Below are 25353 nucleotides of genomic sequence, written 5' to 3'. Positions count from 1 at the left end.
GATCCGGGCTGAGACCCAGGCCACAGTCTCGTCATGGAAACCGCTCCCGCCCCGCAGGTCAAGAAAGACCGCACCCGCTATCTCTATCCGGCGGTCGTGGTGGCCGTCCTGCTCGGCATCGGTGTCGGGCTGCTCTGGCCGGACACCGCGATCGAGCTGCGCCCGATCGGCACCGGTTTCGTCGACCTCATCTCGATGATGATCAGTCCGGTCATCTTCTGCACGATCGTCCTGGGTGTCGGGTCGATCCGGCAGGCGGCCAAGGTCGGCAAGGTGGGCGGTCTGGCACTCGGATACTTCCTCGTGATGTCCACCGCGGCCCTCGCCATCGGCCTGGTGGTGGGCAACCTGATCCACCCGGGTTCCGGCATCAGCCTGGACGCCGCGTCGGCCGAGGCCGGGCAGAAGGCCGTCGGTGACACCGCCTCGGAGAGCACCACCGAGTTCCTGCTCGGCATCATCCCGACCACCCTGGTCTCGCCGCTGGTCGGCGACAACGTGCTGCAGACCCTGCTGGTCGCGTTGCTCGTCGGTTTCGCGCTGCAGACGATGGGCGACCGGTCCGAGCCGGTGCTGCGGGCGATCGGCGTCTTCCAGCGGCTGGTCTTCCGGATCCTCGCGATGATCATGTGGCTGGCCCCGATCGGCGCGTTCGGCGCGATCGCGGCGGTGGTCGGCGCGACCGGCACCGACGCGCTGATCAGCCTCGGGCAGATCATGCTCGGCTTCTACCTGACCTGCGCGATCTTCGTCTTCGCCATCCTCGGCGCGATCCTGTGGCTGGTCGCCCGGATCAACATCTTCACGCTGCTGCGCTACCTCGGCCGTGAGTTCCTGCTGATCGTCTCGACGTCGTCCTCGGAGTCGGCGCTGCCCCGCCTGATCGCCAAGATGGAGCACGTCGGCGTCTCCCGGCCGGTCGTCGGCATCACGGTGCCGACCGGGTACTCGTTCAACCTGGACGGCACGGCCATCTATCTGACCATGGCGTCGCTGTTCGTGGCCCAGGCGATGGGTGACCCGCTGTCGGTGAGCGAGCAGATCTCCCTGCTGCTGTTCATGATCATCGCTTCGAAGGGCGCCGCCGGGGTGACCGGCGCCGGCCTCGCCACCCTGGCCGGCGGCCTGCAGAGCCACCGTCCCGACCTGGTCGACGGCGTCGGCCTGATCGTCGGCATCGACCGGTTCATGTCCGAGGCCCGCGCACTGACCAATTTCGCCGGCAACGCGGTCGCGACCGTCCTGGTCGGCGTCTGGACCCGGGAGTTCGACCGGGAGCGGGCGAACCTGGTGCTCAGCGGCGGCGACCCGTTCGACGAGGCGACCATGGTCGACGACGACCACGGCCCGGCGCCGGCCGAGCGCACCCCCGAGCCCGCGGACCGCACGCCCGAGCCCGCCTCGTCCTAGGGTCTGCCCCGCTTGCGACCCGCCCCGCCGCGGACCCCGGACCGCGGCGGGGCGTTCCCCTTCCCGCTGCCTTTGCCCGATAAGACGGAAAACGGCCGGAAGTCCACCTAGCTTGGACGGGATGAGACGAGTCATCGCGCTGACCTGCGCCGTCCCGGTTCTGCTCACCGCCCTGGCCGAAGCCGGCACCGCAACCGCCGGGAACAGCCGGCCCGCCGTCCAGGCCGTGCCCGCACCGGCCGCGTCCCCGCCCCTCGGCGACGAATACTTCACCTCCGCGCAACTGGCCCGCGGCCTGCTCACCCGCTCCGACCTGCCGGCCGGCTACACGGCCGCCGGCGAGTCCGTCGGCTCGCAGACCGGCTATCCGGTCTTCGGCTCCGGCCTGTGCACCGGTTACGAGTCGGAGATCTGGGAGTCGGTGTCCAACGCGTCGCGCGCCTTCGGCCACGACGACGGCAGCACGCTGCGCGTCTCGGTCACCGCCACCGGGGCCGCCCGGGCCGCCGCGATCGTGAACCACATCGCGGAGGCGACCCGGAAGTGCCCGGCCCCGGACGGCGAGGGCGTCACCCGGACCTACACCGCGCTGCCGCTTCCCGATCTCGGTATGCCCGCGGCGGGACTGATCATGACCGACGGGCGCACGCACGCGGTGGCCGTCGCCTACGGCCCCGTGTCCGCGGTCTTCGAGGAGCAGAGCGGCACGGCGGCGACCCGGGCCCGGTTTTTCGGGCTCGTCCGGGCCGGCGCGGCGAAGCTCGAGCAGATCAACGGTCCCAGCTCGGTGCGGGAACTCAAGCGGGGCCTGCTCGACGTCGCCGACCTGCCCGCGGGCCACCGCCAGGTCGCCGGCGGCACGGTGGACGGCGGGGACTGGTTCACCGAGCACGACTGCTCCGGCAAGCTGCGCCGGTTCGAGCCGAAAGGCACCGCGGTCCACCGCTCCTTCACGAAGGGCCGCAAGAAGGCCACGGTCCGGATGGCGGTCGGCTCGATCGGCGCGACCGGCCTCGTCCAGGCGATCCGCGACCGGCTCACCGACTGCCCCACGATCACCGACGAGTCGGGCGTACGGCGGACGGCCACCGCCCTGTCGGTACCGAGCAGCGACATCACCACGATCGGGATCCGCTACCCGGGCCGCCCGGCGATGGCCCGGGCGATCGTCGAGTACCGCGACTGGCACACCGACGTCCGCATCACGATGACCGGCGACGAGCAGGCCGACGCGGCCGCGATCGAGCAGATCGTCACCGCCGCCATGGTGCACATCTTCAAGATCGACGCCGGCTGACAGCTTCCTGGCACCGACCGGCCGGGCCGTGACAGCCGCGTGTGCGGCCGGTGCCAGCCCTCCCCCGCAGTCTCGACGTCGAGGCCGTGCGCCACCGCGCCGGCCGACACGGAGGGGATGCGACACATCGTGGAAGAACTGGTGGTGCGCGCCGAAGGGCTGCGCAAGCGGTTCGGGACGACACAGGCGCTGGACGGGGTGGATCTGGCCATGCGCCGGGGCACCGTGCTCGGCGTGCTCGGCCCGAACGGCGCGGGGAAGACCACTGCGGTACGCGTGCTGGCGACGCTGCTGAGACCGGACGAGGGACAGGCCTGGGTGGCCGGGGTCGACGTGCTGAAGAACCCGCGGGAGGTACGCCGCCGGATCGGGTTGACCGGCCAGTACGCCTCGGTCGACGAGGACCTCACGGGCGTACAGAATCTGGTGTTGATCGGTAGATTGCTCGACCTGAGCGGCCGGGACGCGCGGCGCCGGGCCGACGAGCTGCTGGCCTGGTTCGACCTGACCGAGGCCGCGCAGCGGCCGGCGAAGACCTATTCCGGAGGCATGCGCCGCCGTCTCGACCTGGCCGCGAGCCTGGTCGGCCGGCCCGAGGTGATCTTCCTGGACGAGCCGACGACCGGCCTCGACCCGGCGAAGCGCGAGGACATGTGGGGTGTGGTCCGGACCCAGGTGGCGCGCGGCGCCAGCGTGCTGCTGACCACGCAATATCTGGAGGAGGCGGACGCGCTCGCCGACGAGATCGTGGTGGTCGACCACGGCCGGGTGATCGCACACGACACCCCGGACGGCCTGAAGCGCCGGGTCGGCGGCCAGACGTTGCGGGTCCGCCCGGCCGACCCGGCACGGCTGCCCGAGGTGCTGCGGGCGCTCGACGCGGTGGCCGCGCCGGGCACGACGGCCGCCAGGGACGAGGCGGCCGGCAACCGGCCCGGATCCGCGTCGGTCCCGGTCACCGGCGACGCGGCGCTCGCCGAGGCGATCGGCGAGCTGCGCCGGCAGGGCGTCGAGGTCACCGAGCTGGCCCTGCAACTGCCCAGCCTCGACGAGGTCTTTCACACGCTGACCGGCAAGAAGAAGGCGGAGGAGTTGGTATGACCGACTGCACCGAGCGGCACCTGCCGGCGCCGAGCCACGGCGCCGCAGGCGAGGGCCAGAAGGGCATACCGTCAGGAGGCACCGCATGACAGCGATCGCACGGCACAGCGCGGCGCTGGCGCACCGCAGCCTGATCAAGACATTGCGTACGCCCGAGGCGCTCATCGACGTGACGATCCAGCCGGTGATCTTCCTGCTGCTCTTCACGTACCTGTTCGGCGGGGCGATCGGCGACGGCGACCGGCACGCTTACCTGCAGTTCCTGCTCCCCGGCATGCTGGCGCAGTCCCTCGCCATGGGCGGCGTGGCGCTCGGCCAGAACCTGAACGCCGACATCGAGAAGGGCGTCTTCGACCGTTTCCGGTCACTGCCCATCGGGCGGTCCGCCCCGCTGGTCGGCGCGGTCCTCGCCGACGTGGTCCGCTACCTGTCGGTCTGCGTGGTGATGCTGACCTTCGGCACCGTCATGGGCTTCCGGGTGGAGACCGGAGTGCTGCCCGCGCTCGCGGCCATCGCCCTGTCGATCGGGTTCGGGCTCTGCTTCTGCTGGATCTCGGTCTGGGTCGGCATGCTGGCCCGCACCTCCGGTGCGGTGCAGGGCATCATGTTCCTGCTGGTGCTGCCGCTGACCTTCGGCAGCAACGTGTTCGTGCAGACCGACACGCTCCCCGGCTGGCTGCAGGCGTTCGTCAGCGTCAACCCGCTGACCCCGCTGGTCGAGACGATCCGCGGCCTGCTGATCGGCGGACCGGTGGCCGGGCCGCTGCTGAGCACGCTGGCCTGGATGGCCGGCCTGCTGGTCATCTTCGTCCCGCTGGCGCTGCGGGCGTACGCCAGGCGGGCCTGACAGCTCAGGAGTTCAGCGCCAGCCGCGCGGGGTCGACCCGGCGCTGCGCGGCCGGCGCGTCCAGGGTCCACCCGGCCGAGTACGCCTCGGCGAACGCCTCGTCCCCCAGCGCCTGCCGCGCCTTGCCGGTCACCTCGATGACGTGCAGGTCGGTGTGGTCGTGCGACCCGCGCAGCCGGGCCGCCGCCCCGAGCAGCATCGCCGCCTCCCGGTTCTGTCCGCGCAGCGCCGCCAGCCCGGCCGCGGTGACCGCCACCACCGACACGATCGGCATGTCCCGGGTGTCCAACGCCGCCGAGTATGCCGTCACCAGCGCCTTCTCGGCGCCGTCCACGTCACCGCGGCGCAGCGCCAGCGACGCGCGCACCGCCCCGATGATCGCGATGCCGTGATCGCCGCCGAGGACCCGGGTGCCCTCCCGGCCCAGGGCGGCGGTGGCCCGGGCCAGCAGTTCTCCGGCCCGGTCCAGGTCGCCCGCCAGGACCAGCGTCCCGGCTTCCAGGGCGTCCACCAGCAGCAGCAGCTCCGCCGACGCCGACCGCTCGGCCCGGCGGCGGGCCTCGGCGACTGCCGCCCGCGCCTCGGCCCGCTCGCCGCGTCGCAGGTGCAGCTCGGCCTGGCGCAGGTCGATGAAGATCTCGTCGGCCAGGTCGAGGGAGCCGAACTCGGCGGCCAGCGCGCGGGCGGCGTGCAGGTCGGCGAGCGCGCCGTCGAGGTCGCCCGCATATTGCCGGACCAGGGCGCGCAGCGGCAGCACGGTGGCCTGCCCCCAGCGGTCGCCGATGGCGCGGAAACCCGCCAGCGCGGCGGCCACGTCCTGGCTGAGCAGCGTCTGGTCACCGTTGTTCTCGGCGACCTGGGCACGGAACATGTGCCCGAGCGCGGCCAGCCAGCGGTCCGGGCCGGTGACCAGCCGGTCGATCCGCTCGTTCGCGGCGTCGGCCTCGTCGGCCATGTAGAGCACCACAGCGGCCAGCGCGCCGGTCGGGCCGGGCAGCTCCGGGTGCGCGAGGATGCGGCGGCCGAGATCGTGCAGCCGGTCCTTGCGCTGCCGGGCGGTCTCGGTCATCAGGCCCGGCTCGGTGCCGGTGCGGTTCAGCACCAGCACGGCCTCGGCGCAGGCGGCGAGGAGGGAGTCTCGGTCGCCGGGTACGGCCAGTGCCTCCCGCAGCCAGTAGGAGCCCTCCGCGTGCCGGCCGAACATCTGCCACTGCCAGCACAGATCCAGGGCCAGCTGCAGAGCCGCGGGGGCGTCACCGCGGTCGCAGAGGTGACGCAGGGCGGCGAGCACGTTGTCGTACTCGGCGCGCAGCACCCGCAGCGCGTCCAACTGGGCCGCCGTGCGCAGCCGTTCGTCCTGCTCGGCGACGAGCGCGGCCAGGTGCGCGGCGGCGGCGTCCCGCACCTCGTCCAGGACGCCTTGCTCGGCGAGGCGCTCGATGCCGTACTCGCGCAGGGTCTCCAGCATCCGATATCGGCCACCGTCCGGTGCGAGCTGCAGCAGCGACCGGTCGACCAGCGCGGCGAGCAGCTCCGGGATCTCCCCGGCCGGCACCGCGCCGGCGCCGACCGCCGCGGCCGAGGCCACGGTGACGCCGCCGGGCAGGACCGCCAGCCGCTCGGCCAGCGCCCGCTCGTGGCCGGTGAGCAGGTTCCAGCTCCAGGCGAGCACCGCGCGCAGGGTGCGATGCCGCGGCTGTGCGGTGCGGCTGCCGGTGGTGAGCAGCCGGAACCGGTCGGAGAGGCCGTCCGCCAGCTCGGGCAGCGCGAGGGTGCGCAGGCGCGCGGCCGCGAGCTCCAGCGCGAGCGGCAGGCCGTCCAGCGCACGCACGATCCGCACGATCTCCGGCGTCGTGCCGGCGTCGACCGCGAAGCCGGGCCGCACCGCCGCGGCACGCTCGGCGAAGAGCCGGACCGCGGGCGAGCGGGCCGCCTGGTCCGGCGCGGCGTCCGGCTCGGGCAGGCCGAGCGGGGCCAGCGGCACGAGAGCCTCGCCGTCCACCGCGAGCGGCTCCCGGCTGGTAGCCAGCACCCGCAGGAGCGGCAGGCGGGTGAGCAGCGCGGACGTCAGGTGCGCGACCGCGTCGATGAGATGTTCGCAGTTGTCGACGACGAGCAGCGTCTCCCGCCCGTTCAGCCGGTCGGCCAGCACGTCGACGTCGTCGCGGTCGTCCGGGCGCACCCGGCTGGAGGGCTCGAACATGGCCGCGCCGCGCAGTCCGGCGGCGGCCACCACCGCGGCGGCCACCTTGGCCGGCTCGGTCACCGACGCGAGGTCGACCAGCCAGACACCGTCCCGGTAGCCGCCGCACCGCCGCGCCGCCTCCAGCGCCAGCCGGGTCTTGCCCGCGCCGCCGGGCCCCAGCACGGTGACCAGCCTGCCGCCGGCCAGCAGGTGATCCACTCTCGCGAGGTCGTCGTCCCGGCCGACGAAGCTGGTCAGGGGTGCGGGCAGGTTGGTCGGCGGCGGGCCGCTTCCTTTCTCCGGGCGTACGACCTTGGCGGGTACGGCCTTCGGGGGAACGACCTTCGGGGGTACGGCCGAAGCGTCCCGAAGCAGCCGGAGGTGCCGTTCCCGCAGCGCCGCACCGGGATCCGCGCCCAGCTCCCCGGCGAGGTCCGCGCGGATCCGCTCATAGGCGGCCAGGGCGTCGGCCTGGCGGCCCTGCGCCGCCAGCGCGTCGATCAGCAGTCCCGCCAGCCGTTCGTGCAGCGGGTGCTCGGCGACCGGGCCGGTCAGCCGCGCGGCGGCGGCCTCCGCGTGCCCGAGGGCCAGCTCCGCCTCGGCCAGGTCGGCGACGGCGTCCAGAACCACCTGCGCGAGCCTCGTCGCGACCGCCGGGGCGACCCGGGCCAGCTCCGGGGCGACCGGTCCGGGCTCGAGCCGCGCCGCCCCACCGAGCAGCGTGACCGCGCCGGCCGGGTCGCCGGCGCGCAGCCGGTCCCGGCCGGCCGCGGCGAGCCGCTCGAACCGCCCGGTGTCCACGTCGAGGACGTCGATCGCCAGCCGGTAGCCGCCCTCCACCTGCGGCAGCACGTCGGCGCCGAGCAGCCGGCGGAGCCGGGACACCAGCGACTGGAGCGCGTTCACCGGGTCGGCGGGCTGCGCCTCCGGCCAGAGCGCCTCGGTCAGGGCGGCAGCGCCGACCGGACGGCCGCCCGCGACGGCGAGCCGGGCCAGCAGGCCGCGCAGCCGTGCGCCGGGAACCGGCACCCCGGCGCCGGCCCGGCTCACCCGGACAGCGCCGAAGAGCCGCACGTGCAGCCCGTCGCCGTCGCGGTCCCCGTGCTCGCTCACCCGACGATCCTCCCGCGCCGCGTCCACCCACGCCGAGTCACCCGCACCGCGCTCACCCACGCCGCCGCGCGCGCCGCGCCGGCTCACGCCGCGCTCACCCATGCCGCCACCAGCGTCGCGTCCAGCCGCGCCCCGGCCGCAGTCAATTCTCCGCGGCGTAGGCCTCCACCTTGGCGGTGTCCCCGGCCACGATCAGCACCGCGCCTTCGGGAACGACGGTCTCGGGCCGGGCGTACACGAAATCCTCGCCGGGCTGTTTGGTGCCCACCACCGTGACCCCCCACTTGGTCCGCAGGCCGATGTCGGCGAGCGTGCGCCCGGCCGAGCCGCGCGGCGCCCGCACCTTGGCGATGGCGAAGCCGTCGTCGAACTCGATGTAGTCGAGCATCCGGCCGCTGATCAGGTGGGCGACCCGCTCACCCATCTCCACCTCGGGATAGATCACGTGGTCCGCGCCGACCGAGGAGAGGATCTTGCCGTGCTTGACGCTCGTCGCCTTCGCCCAGATCTCCGGCACGCCCAGTTCGGTCAGCGTCAGCACGGTCAGCACGCTGGTCTCCAGGTTCGTGCCGATGCCGACCACCGCACGCGGGATGTCCTGCACGCCGAGCTGGCGCAGCGCGTCCTCGTCGGTGGAGTCGGCCTCCACCACCTGGGTGAGCCGGTCCGACCAGTCCTGCACGATCTTGGGGTCGCTGTCGATGCCGAGCACCTCGTACCCCAGGTCGAGCAGGGCCTCGGCGACCGCGCTGCCGTAACGGCCCAGCCCGATCACCACGACGGTGCCGCCCTGCGGCGGGTTCTTGTCAGCCAACGAGGGGTCTCTCCTCCGGGTAGCGGTAGTGCCGGCGCCGGGTGTTCAACGCGATCGCGGTGCCCACCGCGATCGTGCCGACCCGGCCGATGTACATCAGGACGACCAGCACGATCTGTGCGGACGCCGGCAGGTTCGGGGTGATGCCGGTGCTCAGGCCCACCGTGGCGAAGGCCGAGGTGACCTCGAACAGCGCCCGGTCGAACGGCACGTTCTCGGTCAGCGCGTCCAGCAGCACCGTACCGGCCGCGACCAGGGCGACACCGAGCAGCGCCACGGTGATCGCCTGCCGCTGCGTCTCCTCGGCGATCCGGCGGTTGCGGACCACCACGTCCGGCTCGCCGCGGACCTCGGCCCAGATCACGTACGCCAGCAGGAGGAACGTGGTGACCTTGATGCCGCCGGCGGTGCTGGCGCTGCCGCCGCCGATGAACATCAGCCCGTTCGTCACCGCGATCGTCTCGCTGTTCATCTGCCCGAGGTCGATGCTGTTGAAGCCGCCGGACCGGGTCATCACGTCCTGGGTGAACGCGGCGAGCAGCTTCGTCGGGGTGCTGAGCGGGCCCAGCGTGTTCGGGTTCTGCCACTCGAAGATCAGGAAGACGAGGAACCCGAAGGTGGAGAGGAGCAGGGTGCCGCAGACGGTCAGCCAGGTGTGCGTGGACCAGCAGCCCGGCGTGCGCCACTCACGGAACAGCTCGAACAACACCGGGAAGCCGATCGCGCCGGCCATCACGCCGAACGCCAGCGGCAGGCAGATCCACGGGTCGGCCACGAAGCGCACCATGCTGTCCGGGTAGAGCGCGAACCCGGCGTTGTTGAACGCCTGCACGGCGTGGAACACCGCTTCCCAGACCGAACGGCCGAAGGTGTAGTCGTACGTCAGCCAGAAACGCAGGGTGAGCACCACGGAGATCAGGGCCTCCGACACCAGCATGACCGCCGCCACCCGCAGCAGGACGCCGCCGACGTTGCCACTGATCAGACCGGCGCTCTCGGCCTGCGCCAGCAGGCGCCCGCGCAGGCGCAGCCGGCGCGACACCAGCAGGCTGAGCAGGGTGGCCATGGTCATGATGCCGAAGCCGCCGATCTGCGACAGCACGGTGATCAGCACATGGCCGAAGGTCGACCAGTAGGTCGGGGTGTCGACCGCCGCCAGGCCGGTCACACAGACCGCGGAGGCGGCGGTGAACAGGGCCGTGACGAACGGGGCGTGCCCGGGCTCGGCGCGGGCGGCCGGCAACATCATCAGGGCGGTGCCCACCGCGACCGCCCCGAGGAACGCGAGGGGGACGATGCGCGCCGGATGCTGCCAAGGTGATCGCACCGATGAGTAATACCACCCGGCCGCCGTCAGTACTGCACGAGTGCCCAGCAGCCGGCCGCGAACGCGCCGGCGCTGGTCAGCGTCCGCACCGTGTTCCACCGGATCCAGGCCGGGAAGAACGCGGCGCGCACGGCGGCCGGGTCGTCCATCGTCGCCGGGTCGCCCGCGCCGTCCAGGCGGTTGTTCAGCGGGATGTTGACCACCGCGGTGATGACCAGCGTGAGCGCGTAGAGGACCAGCGCGGCCAGCAGCGGCACGAGCACTTCGGACCGGCCGCGGTTCTGGAACGCCGCGATGGCGGTGCAGACCAGCGACCCGAGAAAGATCACTACGAACAGCGGGTTCACGATGGCCACGTTGATCCGCTGCATGACGTCGACGGCGGCGCGGTCGCCTGCCTCGCGGATGCCGGGCATGACGGAGCCTGCGAACGCATAGAACAGTCCCGCCATCAGGCCGAGCAGCAGGACGGCGATCAGCAGAATCGTGGTGCGCATGCGGCGACGCTACCGGTGCTCCCGATTCCGCGGGTACCCGTGCGGTTGGGGATCATCGCGGACAGTGTTTGCAAAAAACCTGCAAACGGATATCTCTTCACATCTATGTCGCTCTATGTTTCGCTGGGCCTTGGGAGCGCTCCCCATCCCCCAAGATCCGCGCTCCGACAGGCGCCTGAACATCGATGACGATGCGGACGGATACACTGCCGCCCGCACCGGCAGGCGCACTCGGAAAAGCGGAGAACGCGATCCGAAAGAGAGCCCAAGAATGTCAGGCCGAATTCCTCGGTTCATCAAGGGTGCCGCCGTCACCGCGCTTCCGCTGGTCCTCGCGGGCACGGCCCTCACCGTCACCCACCAGGCCTCCGCCGCGCCGGTGCAGACCTACGCGATCACCGACCTGGTCGGCTGGGCCACCCAGAACGGCGGCACCAGCGGCGGCGGCAACGCCGCGACCACAACCGTGACCACCGCATCCGCCCTCACGTCCGCGCTCGGCTCGACAGCCGCGGCGACCATCCGCGTCTCCGGCACCATCAACTGCAGCGGCATGCTCCGGGTCCGCTCCAACAAGACCATCATCGGCAACGCGGGCGCCGCGATCGTCGGCTGCGGATTCAACGTCAACGGCGACCGCAACGTCATCATCCGCAACCTGTCGTTCCGCAATTGGGGCGACGACGCGATCAACGTGCAGGAGTCGGCGACCAACATCTGGATCGACCACAACAGTTTCAGCAACGGCAACGACGGTGCCGTCGACATCAAACGCGGATCCGATTTCATCACGGTCTCCTGGAACCGCGTATTCGACCACGACAAATCGATGCTGCTCGGCCACAGCGACAGCAACGCCAGTCAGGACACCGGCCACCTGCGCGTGACGTACCACCACAACTGGTTCGACGCGTCGACGCAGCGCCACCCCCGGGTCCGCTTCGGCAACCCCGTGCACGTCTACAACAACTACTACCGCAACAACAGCGGCTACGGCGTGGCCTCCACCGAAGGCGCCGGCGTCCTGGTCGAGGCCAACTCCTTCGAAGGCGTCGACGACCCGTTCCACCTCGGCGAAGGCTCCTCCGACCCGGGCACCCTGGTCGCCCGCAACAACCTGCTCGTCAACTCGGGCAGCGGACAGCAGGGCGGCAGCGTACGGGCCATCCCGTACTCCTACACCATGGACGCCCCCGCCAACGTCAAGTCCATCGTCACCGCCAACGCGGGCGCCGGCCGCATCAACGTCTGACCGCCCCGCTCCCCGAGCGGCGCCCTTCCCCTCCCGGGCAGGGCGCCGCCCCTCGCCCAACCCACCGGCCGCCAGCCGCTCCCCCACCCGAGCCATCCCAGAGGTTTGCGGATTTCCCGCCGGAGGCGAAGCCCGCCGCAGGCAGAGGGACTGGCCGCAAAGGGCTGCAAGGACGCGACACCCTAGGAGGCGAGGGCCGCCAACCGGCCACGCAGAAACTGACGCTCCACCTCACTGGGAGCCTGCTCCAACGCCACCCGATAAGCCTCAGCCGCCTCCTCCACACGCCCCAGACGGCGAAGCAGTTCCCCCCGGGTAGCGGGCAACAGATGATAGGCGGCGAGTTCCGACCGGCCGGCCAGCCGATCCAGAAGCGGCAGAGCAACCTCCGCCCCCTCGGCCTCCGCCACCGCCACCGCCCGATTCAGCTCGATCACCGGCGACGGCGTGAGCCGGCCCAACTCCCCATAAAGGGCGGCTATCTGCGCCCAATCAGTGTCTTCCGGACGGACAGCCGTGGCATGACAGGCCGCAATGGCAGCCTGGACACGGTACGGCCCCCGCCCCCGGGAGACGGCCAACAGTCGTACCCCCTCGTTGATCAGATCTTGATCCCACCGAGACCGATCCTGCTCGCGAAGGGTGACCAGCTCACCGTCGCTGCCGGTGCGGGCAGAACGCCGGGAATGGTGGAACAGCATCAACGCCAGCAGCCCGCGCACTTCGGGTTCGTCCGGCATCAGCTCGGTCACCAGGCGTGCCAGCCGGATCGCCTCATCCGCGAGACTCGCGCGGTCCGAGCTGTAGCCCTCGTTGAACAGCAGGTAGAGCACGGCGAGGACCCCGGACAGCCGGTCCGGGAGCAGGTGTGCCTCCGGGACGCGGTACGGGATGCCGGCGTTGCGGATCTTCCGCTTGGCACGGACCAGGCGCTGGGCCAGGGTGGCTTCGGGGATCAGGAACGCGCGGGCGATCTCCGGGGTGGTGAGCCCGGTGAGGGTACGCAGCGTGAGGGCCACCCGGGCGTCGAGCGGAAGCGCCGGGTGGCAGCAGGTGAAGATCAGCCGCAGGCGGTCGTCCGGCATCGGGTCGTCCTCGGTTGCGAGCAGCGCCGACGGCTCCGGCGATGCGATGAGCGGTGCGATGACCCCTGCGGTGAGCGGGGCGACGGACCGCAGGCGCGCGGTCTCGGTGGCCGCCCGGCGGAGGCGGTCCACGGCCCGGTTGCGGGCGGCGGTGGTCAGCCAGGCCCCGGGGTTGCGCGGCACGCCGTCGGCGGGCCACTTGGCGAGGGCCTGGGTGAAGGCGTCCTGGGCGCACTCCTCGGCGAGATCCCAGTCACCGGTGAACCGGATCAACGTCGCCACGATCCGGCCCCACTCCTCGCGGAAGACCGCGTCGACGGCCGCCGGCACGGTCTCCCGGGATGCCACCTAGTCCTCCCAGAAGGGGCGCAGTTCGATCGCGCCGAACCGGGCCATCGGGTGCCCGGCGGCGACGGTGATCGCCTCCTGGAGGCCGGCGCAGTCCAGGACGTCGTAACCGGCGATCCACTCCTTGGTGTCGGCGAACGGGCCGTCGGTGATCAGGGCGCCGTGGTCGCGGACCGTGGTGGCGTCCTCCTTGCCGCGCAGCTGGTGGCCCTCGACGCGGACGCCGGTGGTCCAGGCCAGCCATTCCTCGACGGTGTCGTCCTCGGCGGTGATCGGGCGGGTGTCGTCGGCGCAGACCAGCATCAGGAATCGCATCAGTTGTGCTCCATCGTGTGGAAGGGACGGATCTCGACGCCGACGCGCGCGGCGGGATGGGTGCCGGCCACCTCGATCGCCTGGTCCAGATCGGTCGCGTCGACGATCTCGTAGCCGCCGATGTGCTCCTTGGTGTCGGCGAACGGCCCGTCGGTGACCAGCACCTCACCGTCGCGCACCCGCACGGTGACGGCTTCCGACGGCGGCCGCAGCCGCTGCCCGCGGTGGCCGATCCCGCGCTCGTCGAGGCGCCGCTGCCAGGCCTGGAAACCCGGGTCGGCGACGATCTCGGACGGCGACGGCGACGGCTCGGAGGCGCCGTCGTCGAGCATCCACAACATGTACCGCACTGTCTTCTCCTCCTGCCGCGCCCCGCTGATCGGGGCTCTCATCCAGCACGACGCGCCGGTCCGCGGAAATCGACATCGCGGTGGTGTCGATTTCGGTGATCGCCCGCGTCGTCGTAGGTGAAAGGCCACCCGATCACGAGGAGGAACCACCGACATGATGCCGATGCCGAACATGATCCACCAGATCGTCGAACTTCAGGACGCCCAGGTGCGCGAGATGGAGAAGGCGATGGGCCACTTCGCGGCGCGCCTGAGCCGGCTCTTCCGCCGGTCCGGCCGGAGATCTTAGGGGTACGCCCTACGCCTACCAGGCGTTCGAGAAGGTTCTGAGTGCCTGCTGTCGCAGAGCCTCCACCGCGTCGACGGGCAGACGTGCCGCGTCAGCGTCGAGCAGGCGTGTGAAGACCCTGCCCGCGTCCGGGAACCAGGCGGTCTCCACAGCTTTCAGATATCGCTCGAAGGCGCGGATCAGCGTCTCTGGTTCCGCCTTCCGCGCCGAGGCGAGCAGCAGGGCAAACAGGGTGTGGCCCGCCGACTCGTAGTCGTCGGGCCCATGCCGTATGAACGTCACGGACAGCATGGGCTCCAGGTCGAGCAACGGGTCGAGGGTGTGCCGGAAGGCGTCGTCCGAGAACCCGCTGCTCAGGTTCATCGCCTGGACCGCCGCCGGGACGAAGTGCGAGTCGACCCCGCCGAGGGCGCCGGTGGACCCCAACGACCACCGCGGGTCGACCGGCACGATCGACGGGACGGGGACGCGTTCCAGGAGCAGATCACGCCGCCCGTCATCGGCCCATGTCTGACTCACCTGGATCGACGCCATCGCGTCGAGGAACATGCCGCTGGGGACTGCGGCCCGCCACTGCATCGACATGTCGCGCAGCCAGCCGGCCGGGTCCTTGGCGTGCCGGTACAGCTCGGACGCCCGCACCGGGCGCTCGCAGCAGAGCGCCAGCAGCAGGAGGTTGAACGAGTACGTCGCCATCCAGTAGTCGATCCGCTTGTCGACCGGCTGATAGTCGCGTGGCGTGAAGCTGGGCCTGGTCACGGCGACCCGCAGCCGGTCCACGATCCACTCCCGGACCGGCGGCGTGTCGCGGCGCTTCAGCAGGTCGGTGACGAACGGCAGGATCGTGGTGCGGGCGCACAGTGGGGTGTACCCGAGCAGCGACTGCAGCAGGTCGTCGTCCTCCGCCGTGCCCGGGTTCAGGGTGCGCGCCCGCGCCTGCGCGAGGACGACGGCATCGTCCAGCGCGCGCACCACCAACCGTGCCACGAGATATTCGCCGAAGGTGGCGTGCAGGAACTCGTACGTCCGCAGGGTCCGGTCGTCGCGGACCGCCTGGGCGCGCTGGATGAAGAAGAACCGGCCGACCATCTCCTGGCCGGCGCTGATCGCGGGCTTGAAGCCGGCGCCGGTCCGGTGGACCGGCCGCAGATCGAGCCCGCTCAGGTCGGCGTCGAGCTCGTCGGTGGTCACCCACAACCGCAGCCGGTGGAACATCGCGAACGCCACCACCGACAGCCGTAGCAGCTCCTGCTCCACGAGGCCGGGAAGCGCGGCGTCCGGCTGGTCGCCATGCACGCGGTGCACCTCGCGCAGCGCGAACTCGTGCAGCAACCGCTCGTAGAGCTGGCCGGTGTCGAACCACGCCCCGGCGTCCTGCAGCGCATTCCCGGTGGCGTCGTAGAGCGCGAGCATCAGCAGCAGCAACGGCTGCTCGGCCAGGGCCGGGAAGCGGCGCAGCGTGGCGACGGTCAACGGGCGCCGGCTGTCGGTCCAGTGGCCGGCGTTCGCGTCGGTCCAGATCCGCAGCCAGTGCTCCTGCTGCGCCTCGTCGAAGGCCTCCAGCCGGACGACCAGGCTGCCGGCCGGCACCCGGGCCCGGTCGGCGACCGCGATCCGGCTGGTCACCATCACCGCTACCGGGCGGCCCAGTCTCGCCTCACGCTGCTGGAAGGCGGCCACCCGCTGCAGGTAGTCGGACTGGTGGATGCCGGTGGCCTGGAGCAGCTCGTCGAAGCCGTCGAGCAGGACGACCGGCATCGCGGCGTCGGCGTCGCGGGCCAGGTCGGGCCAGGCGACGGTCTCGCCGATCGTGGTGCGCAGGGCCTGTTCGATCTGGTCCTGGATCTCCGCCTCGGCCCGCACCTCGCGCAGCGCGACCCGGACGACCAGGAAGTCGGCGGCGGGCAGGCGGGCGGCAAGGACCCTGGTCAGCGTGGACTTGCCCGCGCCGGGCTGTCCCAGCAACAGCAGCGGCGTGCCGGCGGCCTGCGGGGTGGTCAGGTAGGTGGCGAGGAACGCGGCCAGGTCGGCCCGCGGCTCGCTGTCCCACCAGCTCTCGTCGGCGGGACGGGCGCCGGGACCGGCCGTCTGCACCCGGAAGCGCGGGTCGAGATAGCCGAGCCCGAGGCCCGGCATCACCAGGTCGCCGGCGTCGCCGCCGAGGATCGGGCTGCCGAGTTCGGCGCGATAGGTGAGGGCGAGGGCGGCCCGCTGCCGCGCCGGGTCGCGGTGCGAGCTGACCTTGAGCAGGGTGGCTTCGAGCGCTTCGAGACCGCGGTGGGCGGCCCGGTCGGCCACCTGCCGCATCCAGAGCGCGAACTCCGGCACCTCTTCGGACAGCCGGCGGATGCTCTCCTCGTACCGCGCGACGGCGAGGTCCGGGACCCGCGCGGCGAGATAGTTGCCCGCCTGGAGGCCGAGGTCCGCGGCGGTGCGGGCCGCCGTCCGGGTGAACCACTCGTGCAGCTCGGCCAGCAGGCCGTCATAGGCGAGGTCGGGCGACGGCACCGGCAGGCCGGACGCCAGCAGCCGGGCCGGCCAGGAACTCCCGGCGCCCGCGGCGGCGACCAGCCGGGTCTGCTCGTCGCGGTCCAGGTCGGACGACTCGAGGCCGGCCGCGTCGAGGCAGATGTCCAGCGCCTCGAAGAAGGCCGTGATCACCAGCACCCCGTGGGCTGCCTGCAGTCGTTCGCTCCGGTTGAAGCGCCCGTTTCCGCGTACCAGATCGGTGATCCTTGATTCCACCGCCTGGCCGAGCCGGATCGCCTCGGTCTTGGCGTCGAAAAGGCTGACGGCGACCTCGCTGCCGCCGCCCGTGCCGAGGAGCAACGCGGTGCCCAGCGCGTTGTCGAAGATCTTCATCAGTGGCCCGGAGCCACCGAGAAGCTTGAGCGCGTCGTGGTACGTCAGCCCTTTCGCCACCCGCCCAATATAGGAAGCGGCGCCCACCGTCAGGCCGTGCGGCACCTCATGCTTTCACCAGGTCGGCGACAGCAGCGCCAGGTCGCCGTCGTAACGGCGGTAGAGCACCCGTCCGCGGCCGGTGATCGGGTCGGTGAAGAAGGCGAACGACCGGCCCGGGGTCGAGTTCAGCGTCTCGACCGCCTGCGCCACCGGCCGCACCGGCGCCGGCCAGGCGCGCACGGTCAGCGGCACCGCAGAGCCCTCCGGATCGGGCCCGGCCACCGTGCGCAGCAGGCGGTAACCGGTCGGCCCGCCGCGGTAGAGCACGCTCTCCGCCCCGGTGGTGTCGTCGGCGAACAGATGGAACGGGTAGTCCCGCAGCTCCATCGTGAAGGCGGCCGCGTCCACGTCCTGCACCGCCAGGCGGCACGTCTTGGAGCGAACCAGCTTGCGCGGCCGGGTGCGCTCCATCAGCAGCCCCGCCGGGGACGGCAGCGCGACGGCATGCCAGCCGGCCGGGCCCAGCCCGACGTCACCGGAGCGTTCCGCGGCGAGCCGGCGGCCCAGCCGGTGCAGACGCCAGCGCAGGCCAGCGGCGGCGCCGTCGATCGCCTCCCGGGCGGTCGGCGCGCCCAGCTGTGAGCGCACCATGCGGTCCGCCACCACCACGTTCACCTGGGCAACCACCAGCATTGGGAGGCCACGGCCGCCGTAGCGGGTCAGCCGGAACCGGGCCTGCTCGACCGGATGGCCGAGCCCGGCGATCTCCGGGCCGACCATGTCCTGCACGTGCTCCGCCTCGTTCTGCGTGACGGCGCCGCGGACTGCTACAGCAACGCTGCTGCGATTCGACATTCGGCGTTCCTTGTCGGCAGGGTCCGCCACCGTGGCCGGTGACGGCTTCAGGGAACAGCAGATCGGCGACCCGCCGGGCGGGTCCAGAGCCGTTCGGCCCTGTTTACCTTGATCTCGTCGAGCTGATCTCGTCGGGGCGCAGAGGGCGGGCGCAAGAACTCTGTCACTGCGGAGCTACCCAGCGCAATCCATACGGCCGAGTAGCTAGGCGGCTTGCTCGTCGATGAGCCGGCGGAGGGTGGCGACGTCTTTTACTCGTTCGGCACGGGTATTGGCGAGCGGTGACACCAGCACCGTCGTCACACCGGCGGCGGCCAGGGCGGTCAGCCTGCGCCGCACCTCCTCGGGGGGACCGACGAGCGAGGTCGCGGACACCAGGTCGTCGGGGACGGCGGCCGCGGCCTCGGCCTTGCGGCCGGCCAGGTAGAGATCCTGGATCAGCGCGGCCTCCCGCGGATAGCCGTACCGGCGGATCAGCGCGTTGGAGAAGTTGCGCGTGCGGGCGCCCATGCCGCCGAGGTAGAGGGCGAGTTGCGCGCGGTGCCGCGACAACAGGCCGGGGGCCGGATCAGCGAGGGCGAAGGGTACGGGCACCGACACGTCCAGTGGCCCCAGCGTGGGATCCCGCCGTGCCAGCCCGTCGGCGAGCGCGTCGCCGAAGACCCTCTCGACGGCGCCCGGGTCGAGGAACAGTGCCTGCCAGCCGTCGGCGATCTCGGCCGCCAGCGCGACGTTGCGCGGTCCCATCGCGGCCAGCAGGACCGGGATGCGGGCGCGCACCGGCCGGTTGATCAGCTTGAGGGGCTTGCCGTGGTCGCCGGGCAGCGGGATCCGGTAGTGGTCGCCGGCGAAGACCAGCGGCTCGCGTCGCCAGGTCCGGCGGCAGATCTCGACGATCTCGCGGGTGCGCGCGACCGGGGCGTCGTAGCGGACCCCGTGGAAGCCCTCGATCACCTGCGGCCCGGAGGCGCCCAGCCCCAGCGAGAACCGGCCGCCGGACACGTGGTCCAGCCCGGCCGCGGTCATCGCCGTCAGGGTGGGCGTGCGCGTGTAGGTCTGCATCACCCCGGAGGCCAGCCCGATCCGCTCGGTCCGGGCGGCCAGGTAACCCAGCCGGCTGACGGCGTCGAAGCTGTACGCCTCCGGGACGACCACCAGCTCGGCGCCCACCTGCTCGAACTCGACGACCTCGCTGACCACCTCGGCGAAGCCCTCGCCGCTGTAGCCCAGCTGGATCCCGAGGCGCATCAACCCTCGCTCAGCAGGACCTGGCGGATCACGTCGCCGCTGCCGAGGCTCGCCAGCGCGTCACCGGCCTGGTCCAGGCGCAACCGGCGGCTGATCATGCCCTCGATGTCGAGGCGGCCGGCCCGCCACAGCGCCAGCAGCCGGCCGAAGTCGCGGGGCGGGTCGGCCGAACCGTACAGCGACGGAAGAATGGTCTTGCCTTCGAACAGCAGCTCGAACGGGCTGAACTCGACCTGGTGCTCGGCACGCCCGGCGCCGACGACGACCACGCTGCCGCCCCGCCGTGCCGCTGTCCAGGCCGCCCGCAGGGTCTGCGGCAGGGCGACGACGTCGAACGCGTAGTCGAAGCCCTCCGGGACGATCTCCGTCTGGAGGTCGCTGAGCTCGTCGGGGGTGGCCGAGTGGGTGGCGCCGAAGCGGCGGGCCGCCTGGTGCCGGGCCGGTGCCGTGTCGACCGCGACGATCACCGCGGCGCCGGCCAGCCGGGCGCCCTGCACCGCGGCGATGCCCACGCCACCGCAGCCGATCACCACGACGGTGTCGCCCGGCCGGACCCGCGCCGTGTTGATCACCGCGCCGACCCCGGTGGTCACCCCGCAGCCGACCATGGCGGCCACCTCGTACGGCACGTCGGCGTCGATCTTCACCGCGCCGGCCCGGGGGACGACCATCTCCTCGGCGAACGCGCCGCATCCGGCCATCCCGAAGGCGGGCTGGTCACCGACGAGGAAGCGGGGCATCACGTAACCGGCCATCACGTGGGTCAGGCAGAGGTGGTGCTCCCCGCGCAGGCAGTGCGCGCAGGCGCCGCAGGAGGGCAGCCAGTTCACCGCGACCCGGTCGCCGGGCGCCATGTCGGGCACGCCGTCGCCGACGGCCAGGACGTCGCCGGCCGCCTCGTGGCCGAGGACCGCGGGCACCGGCTGCGGCAGGCCGCCGTTGACCGCGGACAGATCGGAGTGGCAGACGCCGGCGGCGCGCACCCGCAGGTGCACCTCGCCCGGCCCGGGACCGATGACGGTCACGTCGTCACGGATGTCGAGTTTCTCGTCCCCGATCGTGTGCAGCACCGCCGCGCGCATCCCGGCACCCCCTCGAAACTAGAACGCGTTCCACGCTATCCGGGTGGGTGTGACCAAGCAAGCGTTTGGCCGGGCGGCATAATGGCCTGGTGACGACCCCGAAGAAGGCCGCGCCGAACTCCGAGCGGCGCGCGCGTCTGGTCCAGCTCGCCGGTGATCTCTTTGCCGAGAAGGGGTTCCGCGCGACGACCGTACGCGAGATCGCGGACGCCGCCGGCATCCTCTCCGGCAGCCTGTACCACCACTTCGACTCGAAGGAGTCGATCGGCGACGAGATTCTCAGCGCCTTCCTGGACGACGTGCTGACCGGCTATCGGGCGGCGACCCGGGACGCCGGCGAGCCGCGAGCGGTGATCGAGGAGATCGTGCGGTCCAGCACCGCCACGCTGAGCCGGCACCGGGCGGCGCTGACGATGCTGCAGAACGACTGGGCGTACTTCAGCGCGCAGCCACGGTTCGGCTATCTGCGGACGGCCATGAAGGAGATCGAGCAGACCTGGGTCGAGCAGCTGGAACGCGGGAAGGAGACCGGCCGCTTCCGGGCCGACCTGGACACCCGCCTGACCTACCGGCTGCTCCGCGACATCCTCTGGATCCCGACGTCGTGGAGCCGGTCCCGGGGCGACGGCTGGACCCCCGACCAGATCAACGACGGCCTGCTGCGCCTGCTCTTCGACGGCATCACCGCCCCCACCAGCGTGTGAACTTCCGGCTCGATTCGAGCCGGAACTTCACACACATGGATTCTGCTAGCCTCCCAAGCAAACGCTTGGTTGTGGAGGCGGGATGGGGCGGCTGGACGGCAAGGTCGCGCTGATCACCGGCGGCGCACGCGGCATGGGCAAGGCGCACGCCCGGCACTTCGTCGCCGAGGGCGCGCGGGTGGTGATCGGCGACGTGCTCGACGACAAGGGTCGGACCGTCGCCGACGGGCTCGGCGCCGACCGGTGCCGGTTCGTGCGCCACGACGTCACCAGCGAGGACGACTGGGCCGCGGCCGTCGCCGCGGCGCTCTCCGCGTTCGGGCGGGTCGACGTGCTGGTGAACAACGCCGGCATCCTGCGGCACGCCCCGGTCACCGAGATGGAGCCGGCCGAGTTCCGCCGGGTGCTCGAGGTCAACCTGGTCGGCTCGTGGCTCGGCATCCGGGAGGTGGTCCCGGCGATGCGCGCGGCCGGCGGTGGCTCGATCGTCAACATCTCCTCGATCGAGGGGATGGCCGGGGCGGCCGGCCTCACGGCGTACAGCGCCAGCAAGTTCGGCGTCCGCGGCCTCACCCGGTCGGCCGCGCAGGAACTCGGGCCCCTCGGCATCCGCGTCAACTCGGTGCATCCGGGCGGCGTCATGACGTCGATGTCGCTGTCCGCCGCCCGGTTCATGACCGGGGTGGACGGGGCCGGCTTCCTGAAACAGCTGCCGATCGCCCGGTTCGCCGAGCCGGTGGAGATCTCCCGGCTGGTCGCCTTCCTCGCCTCGGACGAATCGTCGTACACCACCGGCGCCGAGTTCCTCGCCGACGGTGGCCTGCTCAGCGGCCCGGGTTACTGACATGCCCACGCTGGACGGCCGGGTCGCGATCGTCACCGGCGCCGCGCAGGGGCTGGGCGCCGCCGAGGCGCTGAAGCTCGCCGCCGAGGGCGCCCGGGTGGTGCTCAACGATCTGCCCGGCCCGGCCCTGGACGAGGTCGCCGACCGGATCCTGGCGGCCGGCGGCGACGCGGCCGTCTGCCCCGGCGACGTGGCCGACTGGTCCACCGGCGCGGCCCTGGTCAGGACCGCCACCGACACGTTCGGCGGGCTGGACGTGCTGGTCAACAACGCCGGCGTGCTGCGCGACCGGATGGTCTTCTCGATGTCCGAGAGCGAGTGGGACACTGTGATCCGGGTGCACCTGCGCGGCCACTTCGTGACCACCCGGTTCGCCACGGCCTGGTGGCGGGAGCGGAGCAAGGCAGCGGGCGGCCCGGCGGACGCGAGCATCGTCAACACCGCGTCGGAGGCCTTTCTGCTCGGTTCGGCCGGGCAGCCCAACTACGCCGCCGCCAAGGGCGGCATCGTCGCGCTCACCCTGGCCACGGCGCGGGGTTGTGCCCGCTACGGGGTACGGGCCAACGCCATCTGCCCGCGCGCCCGCACCGCGATGACCGGCGACCTGATGGGCCCGCCACCGTCGGGTGTCCCCGACCCGTTGGCACCGGAACGGGTCACGCCGCTCGTCGCCCACCTGGCCGGACCGGCCGCCGCCCGGATCACCGGCGAGGTGTTCGTGGTGCACGGCGACGTGGTGGCGCTGCTCGGACCGCCGACCGTCCGGGCGGCCTTGCACGCCCCGGGTGGGCAGTGGACGGTCACCGAGCTCGACGCCGCCCTGGCCGCCGTGTTCACCGACGACCCGCCCCGGCCGGGTTTCGTGTGCGAGCAGACGCTGCCGCTGGCCGGGCCGACGTTCGGAGAACAATGGCGGGATGCCTAGCCAACGCGAGACGGTGTCGATGACCGCCGACGAGATCGGGGCGTTCCTGTCGTACGAGCGGAAGGTGCAGATCGCCACGCTCAACCCGGACGGTTCCGCTCACCTGGTCCCGATGTTCTACGGTCTGTCCGCCGGCCGGATCGCCTTCTGGACCTATCGCGCCTCGCAGAAGGCGCGCAACCTGGCGCGCGATCCCCGCATCACCTGCCTGGTCGAGGCCGGCGACGACTATTTCGAGCTGCGCGGCGTGCAGATCAACGGCACTGCCGAACTGATCGACGACCTGGCCGGCGTCACCGGGGTCGGCCGGCTGATCGCCGCGCGGATGCCGGACGTGCCCGGCGAGGCGCTCGAGGCTTACGTCGAGCACGCGGCGCCCAAGCGTGCCGCCTACGTCGTGGAGCCGAGGACCGTGGCCAGCTGGGATCACCGCAAGCTGCTCGCCTGATCTATCGTGTGCCGGTGCTTGACGGGTTGGACGATGTGGACTGGGCCGTGCTCGACGGCGCTTACGGGCCGTGCGACGAGGCGCCGGGCATCCTGCGGGCGCTGGCCGCCCCGGACCCGGAGGTCGCCGCCGAGGGCCTCGACGAGTTCGCCTCGTCGATCTGGCACCAGGGCACCGTCTATCCGGTGACCGTGGCCGCCGTGCCGTTCCTGGTGGAGCTGGCCTCCACCCCGGGCGTCGAGCACCGGGAACAGCTGCTGTACGTGCTCGGCGCGATGAGCGACCCGGACGAGAGCGACGGCCACGCCCTGCCCGCGGTCCGGGCGGCGCTGACGGCACGGACCGCGGCTCTGCTGCCACTGCTCGCCGACCCGGACCCGGTGATCCGGGAGTACGCGGCCTTCGTGGCGGCACGGTGCGGCACCGCGGCGCGGGACGCGGTGGAAGAGCGCTGGGCGCAGGAAACCGAAGCTTCGGTACGGTCCTCGCTGCTCCTGGCGCTCGTGCGGCTGCACCCGGACGGCGCCGCCGGGCTGCTGCGGAGCGCGGTCACGGAGAAGTTCCCGGTGCCGGTGGCAGCGGCCGTCGGGTACGCCCGCGCCGGCCTCCGCCTGCCGTCCGAGGCGGTCGAACCGATCGCCGGCGCGCTCGGCGCCGACGACGAGTGGCAGAGCCCCTGGAGCAGCGGGGAGCCGCTCGCCGAGGTGCTCAGCGGGGTGGACCGGGCGAGCGCGGACGCGCTGGCCGCCACGATGGCGGTGGTCTCGTCCGCTCCGGCCGGGCCCGGCCGGTTCAAGAGCACGAAGTCCCGGGTCCGCGCCGCTGACGCCCTGGAGGGGCCGTTCGGGACGAGCCGGTCCGCGCCGGTGCGGATGATGCCGCAGCTGCGGGCGTTCCTGAACGATCCCGAACCGGAGGTCCGGGCGGCGGCGGCCATGTCGGCGGCGTGGGCCGGGACAGCGGCCGCGGCCGTGGCGCCGGAGCTGACGCAGTTCGCGTTCGGCGAGTTCGACGACCGGAAGTACAGCCCGGCGCAGATTTCGCTGACCATCCTGGTCCGGCTGGGCGATCCGCGGTGGCGGGAGCCGATGATGGCGGCCTGGGCCGCCGGAATCGACCCTGGGGCGGTCGGTGCGATCAAGGATCCACCGTTCGACCCGGACCTCTTCGCCGCTGCCCGCCGGCGGCTCGCCGCGATGCTGGCCGGTGGTTGGTCGGTGAACAGCCTGATCGCCATGGTCGCCCTGTTCGGCGCGTGGGGCCCGGAGGCGGCGGAGAGCGTCCCGGAGATCGCCGCGGCCATGCCGGGCGCGCCCTGGGCGGCCGCCAACACGCTCGCGCGGATGGGGGCCGGCGATGCCCTGCGCCGCGCGTTCGACGCTCCCTGGCCGGCGGCGAGCGGATCGGACCTGGTCCGGGTGGGGCACGCCCGGTGGCGGGTGACCGGTGATCCGGAACCGCTCGTCGCGGCGGCCGCTCCGCTGCTCGCCGCGCACGCCGCCCACGTCCACCACTGGGAGCTGGGCCTGATCGCGGACGCCGGGCCGGCTGCCGCGCCGCTGGTGCCATATCTTCGCCCGCTGCTGACCGGGACGGCGGGCACGTACCCGGAGCGGGACACCCAGATCGGCGCGGCGCGGATCGTGTGGCGGGCCACCGGCGACCCGGACGCCGTTCTCCCGACGATCGACGGCGTGATCCGGGCCGGTGACGTGCCTGCCCGGACGGCTGTCGCCCTGGCCGCCGACATGGCCGCCGAGCAGGCGGGGGCCGCCCTGGTCCCGGCGCTGCGGATCGCCCTGCGCAACGAGTGGGCGCAGATCGACTCGGCCCGGGCGCTGTGGCGGCACGGCGCCGAACCGGCCGAGCTGGTCGCGCCGCTGCTGGCGGCCATCAAGGACACCTACAACGGGGACGAGGCCGCCGCGCTGCTGGTGGAGATGGGTGCGACCGGCGCGGTGCCGGGCCTCACCAAGCTGGCGGAGCAGGACAAGCGGATCCACGGGCATACCGACGACATGGTCTGGCTCGACGATCGGCTGCGCCGTGACCTGTACGAGGCGATCGCGGCACTGTCCCGGGACAGCCGCCGGTCGAGGTAGGCTCTCGGCCC

General features: G+C 72.4%; 22 protein-coding genes. 11 read left to right on the top strand and 11 right to left on the bottom strand.

Going from position 1 to position 25353, the window contains the following annotated elements:
• Positions 1 to 33: 33 nt before the first annotated feature.
• The 4 genes from AC0NH5_RS06120 to AC0NH5_RS06105 all read left to right on the top strand — a co-directional run bounded on the left by AC0NH5_RS06120 (position 34) and on the right by AC0NH5_RS06105 (position 4655).
• Positions 34 to 1410, top strand: coding sequence for a cation:dicarboxylate symporter family transporter (locus AC0NH5_RS06120; protein ID WP_474400815.1), 1377 nt, complete (start codon positions 34 to 36; stop codon positions 1408 to 1410).
• 121 nt (positions 1411 to 1531) lie between these two features.
• Positions 1532 to 2707, top strand: coding sequence for a hypothetical protein (locus AC0NH5_RS06115; protein ID WP_474400814.1), 1176 nt, complete (start codon positions 1532 to 1534; stop codon positions 2705 to 2707).
• A 117-nt stretch (positions 2708 to 2824) separates the two neighbouring features.
• Positions 2825 to 3808, top strand: a complete 984-nt coding sequence (locus tag AC0NH5_RS06110; protein WP_474400813.1) for an ATP-binding cassette domain-containing protein — start codon at positions 2825 to 2827, stop codon at positions 3806 to 3808.
• Positions 3809 to 3893: 85 nt separating this feature from the next.
• On the top strand, positions 3894 to 4655 hold the full coding sequence (locus AC0NH5_RS06105; protein WP_474400812.1) for an ABC transporter permease: 762 nt from the start codon (positions 3894 to 3896) through the stop codon (positions 4653 to 4655).
• A 4-nt stretch (positions 4656 to 4659) separates the two neighbouring features.
• Here the strand turns inward: AC0NH5_RS06105 and AC0NH5_RS06100 are convergent, their stop codons facing one another.
• Genes AC0NH5_RS06100 through AC0NH5_RS06085 form a run of 4 tightly spaced genes read right to left on the bottom strand, consistent with a single transcriptional unit; the run spans position 4660 to position 10591 of the window.
• Complete coding sequence (locus AC0NH5_RS06100; RefSeq protein ID WP_474400810.1) at positions 4660 to 8055, bottom strand: AfsR/SARP family transcriptional regulator; 3396 nt, start codon at positions 8053 to 8055, stop codon at positions 4660 to 4662.
• 40 nt (positions 8056 to 8095) lie between these two features.
• Positions 8096 to 8767 carry a potassium channel family protein gene (locus AC0NH5_RS06095; protein ID WP_474400808.1) on the bottom strand — a complete coding sequence of 224 codons (672 nt, stop codon included), beginning with the start codon at positions 8765 to 8767 and terminating at the stop codon, positions 8096 to 8098.
• Positions 8760 to 10094, bottom strand: a complete 1335-nt coding sequence (locus tag AC0NH5_RS06090) for a TrkH family potassium uptake protein (RefSeq protein ID WP_474400806.1) — start codon at positions 10092 to 10094, stop codon at positions 8760 to 8762. The genes AC0NH5_RS06095 and AC0NH5_RS06090 overlap by 8 nt, the downstream gene beginning before the upstream one ends.
• Before the next feature lie 26 nt (positions 10095 to 10120).
• Positions 10121 to 10591 carry an anthrone oxygenase family protein gene (locus AC0NH5_RS06085; RefSeq protein WP_474400804.1) on the bottom strand — a complete coding sequence of 157 codons (471 nt, stop codon included), beginning with the start codon at positions 10589 to 10591 and terminating at the stop codon, positions 10121 to 10123.
• Positions 10592 to 10862: 271 nt separating this feature from the next.
• On the opposite strand from AC0NH5_RS06085, the gene AC0NH5_RS06080 reads away from it, so the two are divergent.
• Positions 10863 to 11843: a pectate lyase family protein gene (locus tag AC0NH5_RS06080; RefSeq protein WP_474400802.1), complete on the top strand. Its 981-nt coding sequence runs from the start codon at positions 10863 to 10865 to the stop codon at positions 11841 to 11843.
• A 182-nt stretch (positions 11844 to 12025) separates the two neighbouring features.
• On the opposite strand, the gene AC0NH5_RS06075 is transcribed toward AC0NH5_RS06080, so the two are convergent.
• The 3 genes from AC0NH5_RS06075 to AC0NH5_RS06065 are packed head-to-tail and all read right to left on the bottom strand — an operon-like array spanning position 12026 to position 13932.
• Positions 12026 to 13276 carry an RNA polymerase sigma factor gene (locus AC0NH5_RS06075; protein ID WP_474400801.1) on the bottom strand — a complete coding sequence of 417 codons (1251 nt, stop codon included), beginning with the start codon at positions 13274 to 13276 and terminating at the stop codon, positions 12026 to 12028.
• Positions 13277 to 13591, bottom strand: a complete 315-nt coding sequence (locus AC0NH5_RS06070; protein ID WP_474400799.1) for a YciI family protein — start codon at positions 13589 to 13591, stop codon at positions 13277 to 13279. It abuts the gene before it with no gap.
• Positions 13591 to 13932, bottom strand: coding sequence for a YciI family protein (locus tag AC0NH5_RS06065; protein WP_474401390.1), 342 nt, complete (start codon positions 13930 to 13932; stop codon positions 13591 to 13593). Before AC0NH5_RS06065 ends, AC0NH5_RS06070 begins: the two co-directional genes overlap by 1 nt.
• A gap of 163 nt (positions 13933 to 14095) precedes the next feature.
• Between AC0NH5_RS06065 and AC0NH5_RS06060 the strand changes: the two genes are divergently transcribed.
• Positions 14096 to 14230, top strand: a complete 135-nt coding sequence (locus tag AC0NH5_RS06060) for a hypothetical protein (RefSeq protein WP_474400798.1) — start codon at positions 14096 to 14098, stop codon at positions 14228 to 14230.
• A gap of 15 nt (positions 14231 to 14245) precedes the next feature.
• Here AC0NH5_RS06060 and AC0NH5_RS06055 read toward each other — a convergent pair whose 3' ends face one another.
• The 4 genes from AC0NH5_RS06055 to AC0NH5_RS06040 form a co-directional block, all read right to left on the bottom strand.
• Positions 14246 to 17152, bottom strand: a complete 2907-nt coding sequence (locus AC0NH5_RS06055; RefSeq protein ID WP_474400796.1) for an NACHT domain-containing protein — start codon at positions 17150 to 17152, stop codon at positions 14246 to 14248.
• A gap of 54 nt (positions 17153 to 17206) precedes the next feature.
• Positions 17207 to 17989 carry a sigma 54 modulation/S30EA ribosomal C-terminal domain-containing protein gene (locus tag AC0NH5_RS06050; RefSeq protein ID WP_474400795.1) on the bottom strand — a complete coding sequence of 261 codons (783 nt, stop codon included), beginning with the start codon at positions 17987 to 17989 and terminating at the stop codon, positions 17207 to 17209.
• A 204-nt stretch (positions 17990 to 18193) separates the two neighbouring features.
• Positions 18194 to 19237 carry an LLM class F420-dependent oxidoreductase gene (locus AC0NH5_RS06045; protein WP_474400793.1) on the bottom strand — a complete coding sequence of 348 codons (1044 nt, stop codon included), beginning with the start codon at positions 19235 to 19237 and terminating at the stop codon, positions 18194 to 18196.
• Positions 19237 to 20319 (bottom strand): alcohol dehydrogenase catalytic domain-containing protein, encoded by a 1083-nt coding sequence (locus AC0NH5_RS06040; RefSeq protein ID WP_474400791.1) that lies wholly within the window; start codon positions 20317 to 20319, stop codon positions 19237 to 19239. Before AC0NH5_RS06040 ends, AC0NH5_RS06045 begins: the two co-directional genes overlap by 1 nt.
• Positions 20320 to 20408: 89 nt before the next feature.
• Between AC0NH5_RS06040 and AC0NH5_RS06035 the strand changes: the two genes are divergently transcribed.
• The 5 genes from AC0NH5_RS06035 (at position 20409) to AC0NH5_RS06015 (ending at position 25342) form a co-directional block, all read left to right on the top strand.
• Entirely contained in the window at positions 20409 to 21023 is a 615-nt protein-coding gene (locus tag AC0NH5_RS06035; RefSeq protein WP_474400790.1) for a TetR/AcrR family transcriptional regulator, read from the top strand.
• Between the two features lie 82 nt (positions 21024 to 21105).
• Positions 21106 to 21867: a glucose 1-dehydrogenase gene (locus AC0NH5_RS06030; RefSeq protein ID WP_474400789.1), complete on the top strand. Its 762-nt coding sequence runs from the start codon at positions 21106 to 21108 to the stop codon at positions 21865 to 21867.
• Between the two features lies 1 nt (position 21868).
• Positions 21869 to 22792, top strand: a complete 924-nt coding sequence (locus AC0NH5_RS06025) for an SDR family NAD(P)-dependent oxidoreductase (protein ID WP_474400787.1) — start codon at positions 21869 to 21871, stop codon at positions 22790 to 22792.
• Positions 22785 to 23240, top strand: a complete 456-nt coding sequence (locus AC0NH5_RS06020) for a pyridoxamine 5'-phosphate oxidase family protein (protein ID WP_474400785.1) — start codon at positions 22785 to 22787, stop codon at positions 23238 to 23240. The genes AC0NH5_RS06025 and AC0NH5_RS06020 overlap by 8 nt, the downstream gene beginning before the upstream one ends.
• A 14-nt stretch (positions 23241 to 23254) precedes the next feature.
• On the top strand, positions 23255 to 25342 hold the full coding sequence (locus tag AC0NH5_RS06015; protein WP_474400783.1) for a hypothetical protein: 2088 nt from the start codon (positions 23255 to 23257) through the stop codon (positions 25340 to 25342).
• Positions 25343 to 25353: the final 11 nt, after the last annotated feature.

This window comes from Actinoplanes sp. 13 (genome assembly GCF_056134165.1).
Note: the sequence above shows the minus strand (reverse complement) of the source record. Positions and strands in the feature narration are given on the sequence as shown.

What these genes read in the sequence shown, in the direction of transcription:
- AC0NH5_RS06045 (WP_474400793.1), bottom strand. Translation starts at nt 19,237, where the DNA reads ATGCGCCTCGGGATCCAGCTGGGCTACAGCGGCGAGGGCTTCGCCGAG.
- AC0NH5_RS06085 (WP_474400804.1), bottom strand. Translation starts at nt 10,591, where the DNA reads ATGCGCACCACGATTCTGCTGATCGCCGTCCTGCTGCTCGGCCTGATG.
- AC0NH5_RS06065 (WP_474401390.1), bottom strand. Translation starts at nt 13,932, where the DNA reads ATGTTGTGGATGCTCGACGACGGCGCCTCCGAGCCGTCGCCGTCGCCG.
- AC0NH5_RS06110 (WP_474400813.1), top strand. Translation starts at nt 2,825, where the DNA reads ATGCGACACATCGTGGAAGAACTGGTGGTGCGCGCCGAAGGGCTGCGC.
- AC0NH5_RS06040 (WP_474400791.1), bottom strand. Translation starts at nt 20,319, where the DNA reads ATGCGCGCGGCGGTGCTGCACACGATCGGGGACGAGAAACTCGACATC.
- AC0NH5_RS06020 (WP_474400785.1), top strand. Translation starts at nt 22,785, where the DNA reads ATGCCTAGCCAACGCGAGACGGTGTCGATGACCGCCGACGAGATCGGG.
- AC0NH5_RS06105 (WP_474400812.1), top strand. Translation starts at nt 3,894, where the DNA reads ATGACAGCGATCGCACGGCACAGCGCGGCGCTGGCGCACCGCAGCCTG.
- AC0NH5_RS06115 (WP_474400814.1), top strand. Translation starts at nt 1,532, where the DNA reads ATGAGACGAGTCATCGCGCTGACCTGCGCCGTCCCGGTTCTGCTCACC.
- AC0NH5_RS06080 (WP_474400802.1), top strand. Translation starts at nt 10,863, where the DNA reads ATGTCAGGCCGAATTCCTCGGTTCATCAAGGGTGCCGCCGTCACCGCG.
- AC0NH5_RS06070 (WP_474400799.1), bottom strand. Translation starts at nt 13,591, where the DNA reads ATGCGATTCCTGATGCTGGTCTGCGCCGACGACACCCGCCCGATCACC.
- AC0NH5_RS06025 (WP_474400787.1), top strand. Translation starts at nt 21,869, where the DNA reads ATGCCCACGCTGGACGGCCGGGTCGCGATCGTCACCGGCGCCGCGCAG.
- AC0NH5_RS06060 (WP_474400798.1), top strand. Translation starts at nt 14,096, where the DNA reads ATGATGCCGATGCCGAACATGATCCACCAGATCGTCGAACTTCAGGAC.
- AC0NH5_RS06030 (WP_474400789.1), top strand. Translation starts at nt 21,106, where the DNA reads ATGGGGCGGCTGGACGGCAAGGTCGCGCTGATCACCGGCGGCGCACGC.
- AC0NH5_RS06050 (WP_474400795.1), bottom strand. Translation starts at nt 17,989, where the DNA reads ATGTCGAATCGCAGCAGCGTTGCTGTAGCAGTCCGCGGCGCCGTCACG.
- AC0NH5_RS06100 (WP_474400810.1), bottom strand. Translation starts at nt 8,055, where the DNA reads ATGGGTGAGCGCGGCGTGAGCCGGCGCGGCGCGCGCGGCGGCGTGGGT.
- AC0NH5_RS06120 (WP_474400815.1), top strand. Translation starts at nt 34, where the DNA reads ATGGAAACCGCTCCCGCCCCGCAGGTCAAGAAAGACCGCACCCGCTAT.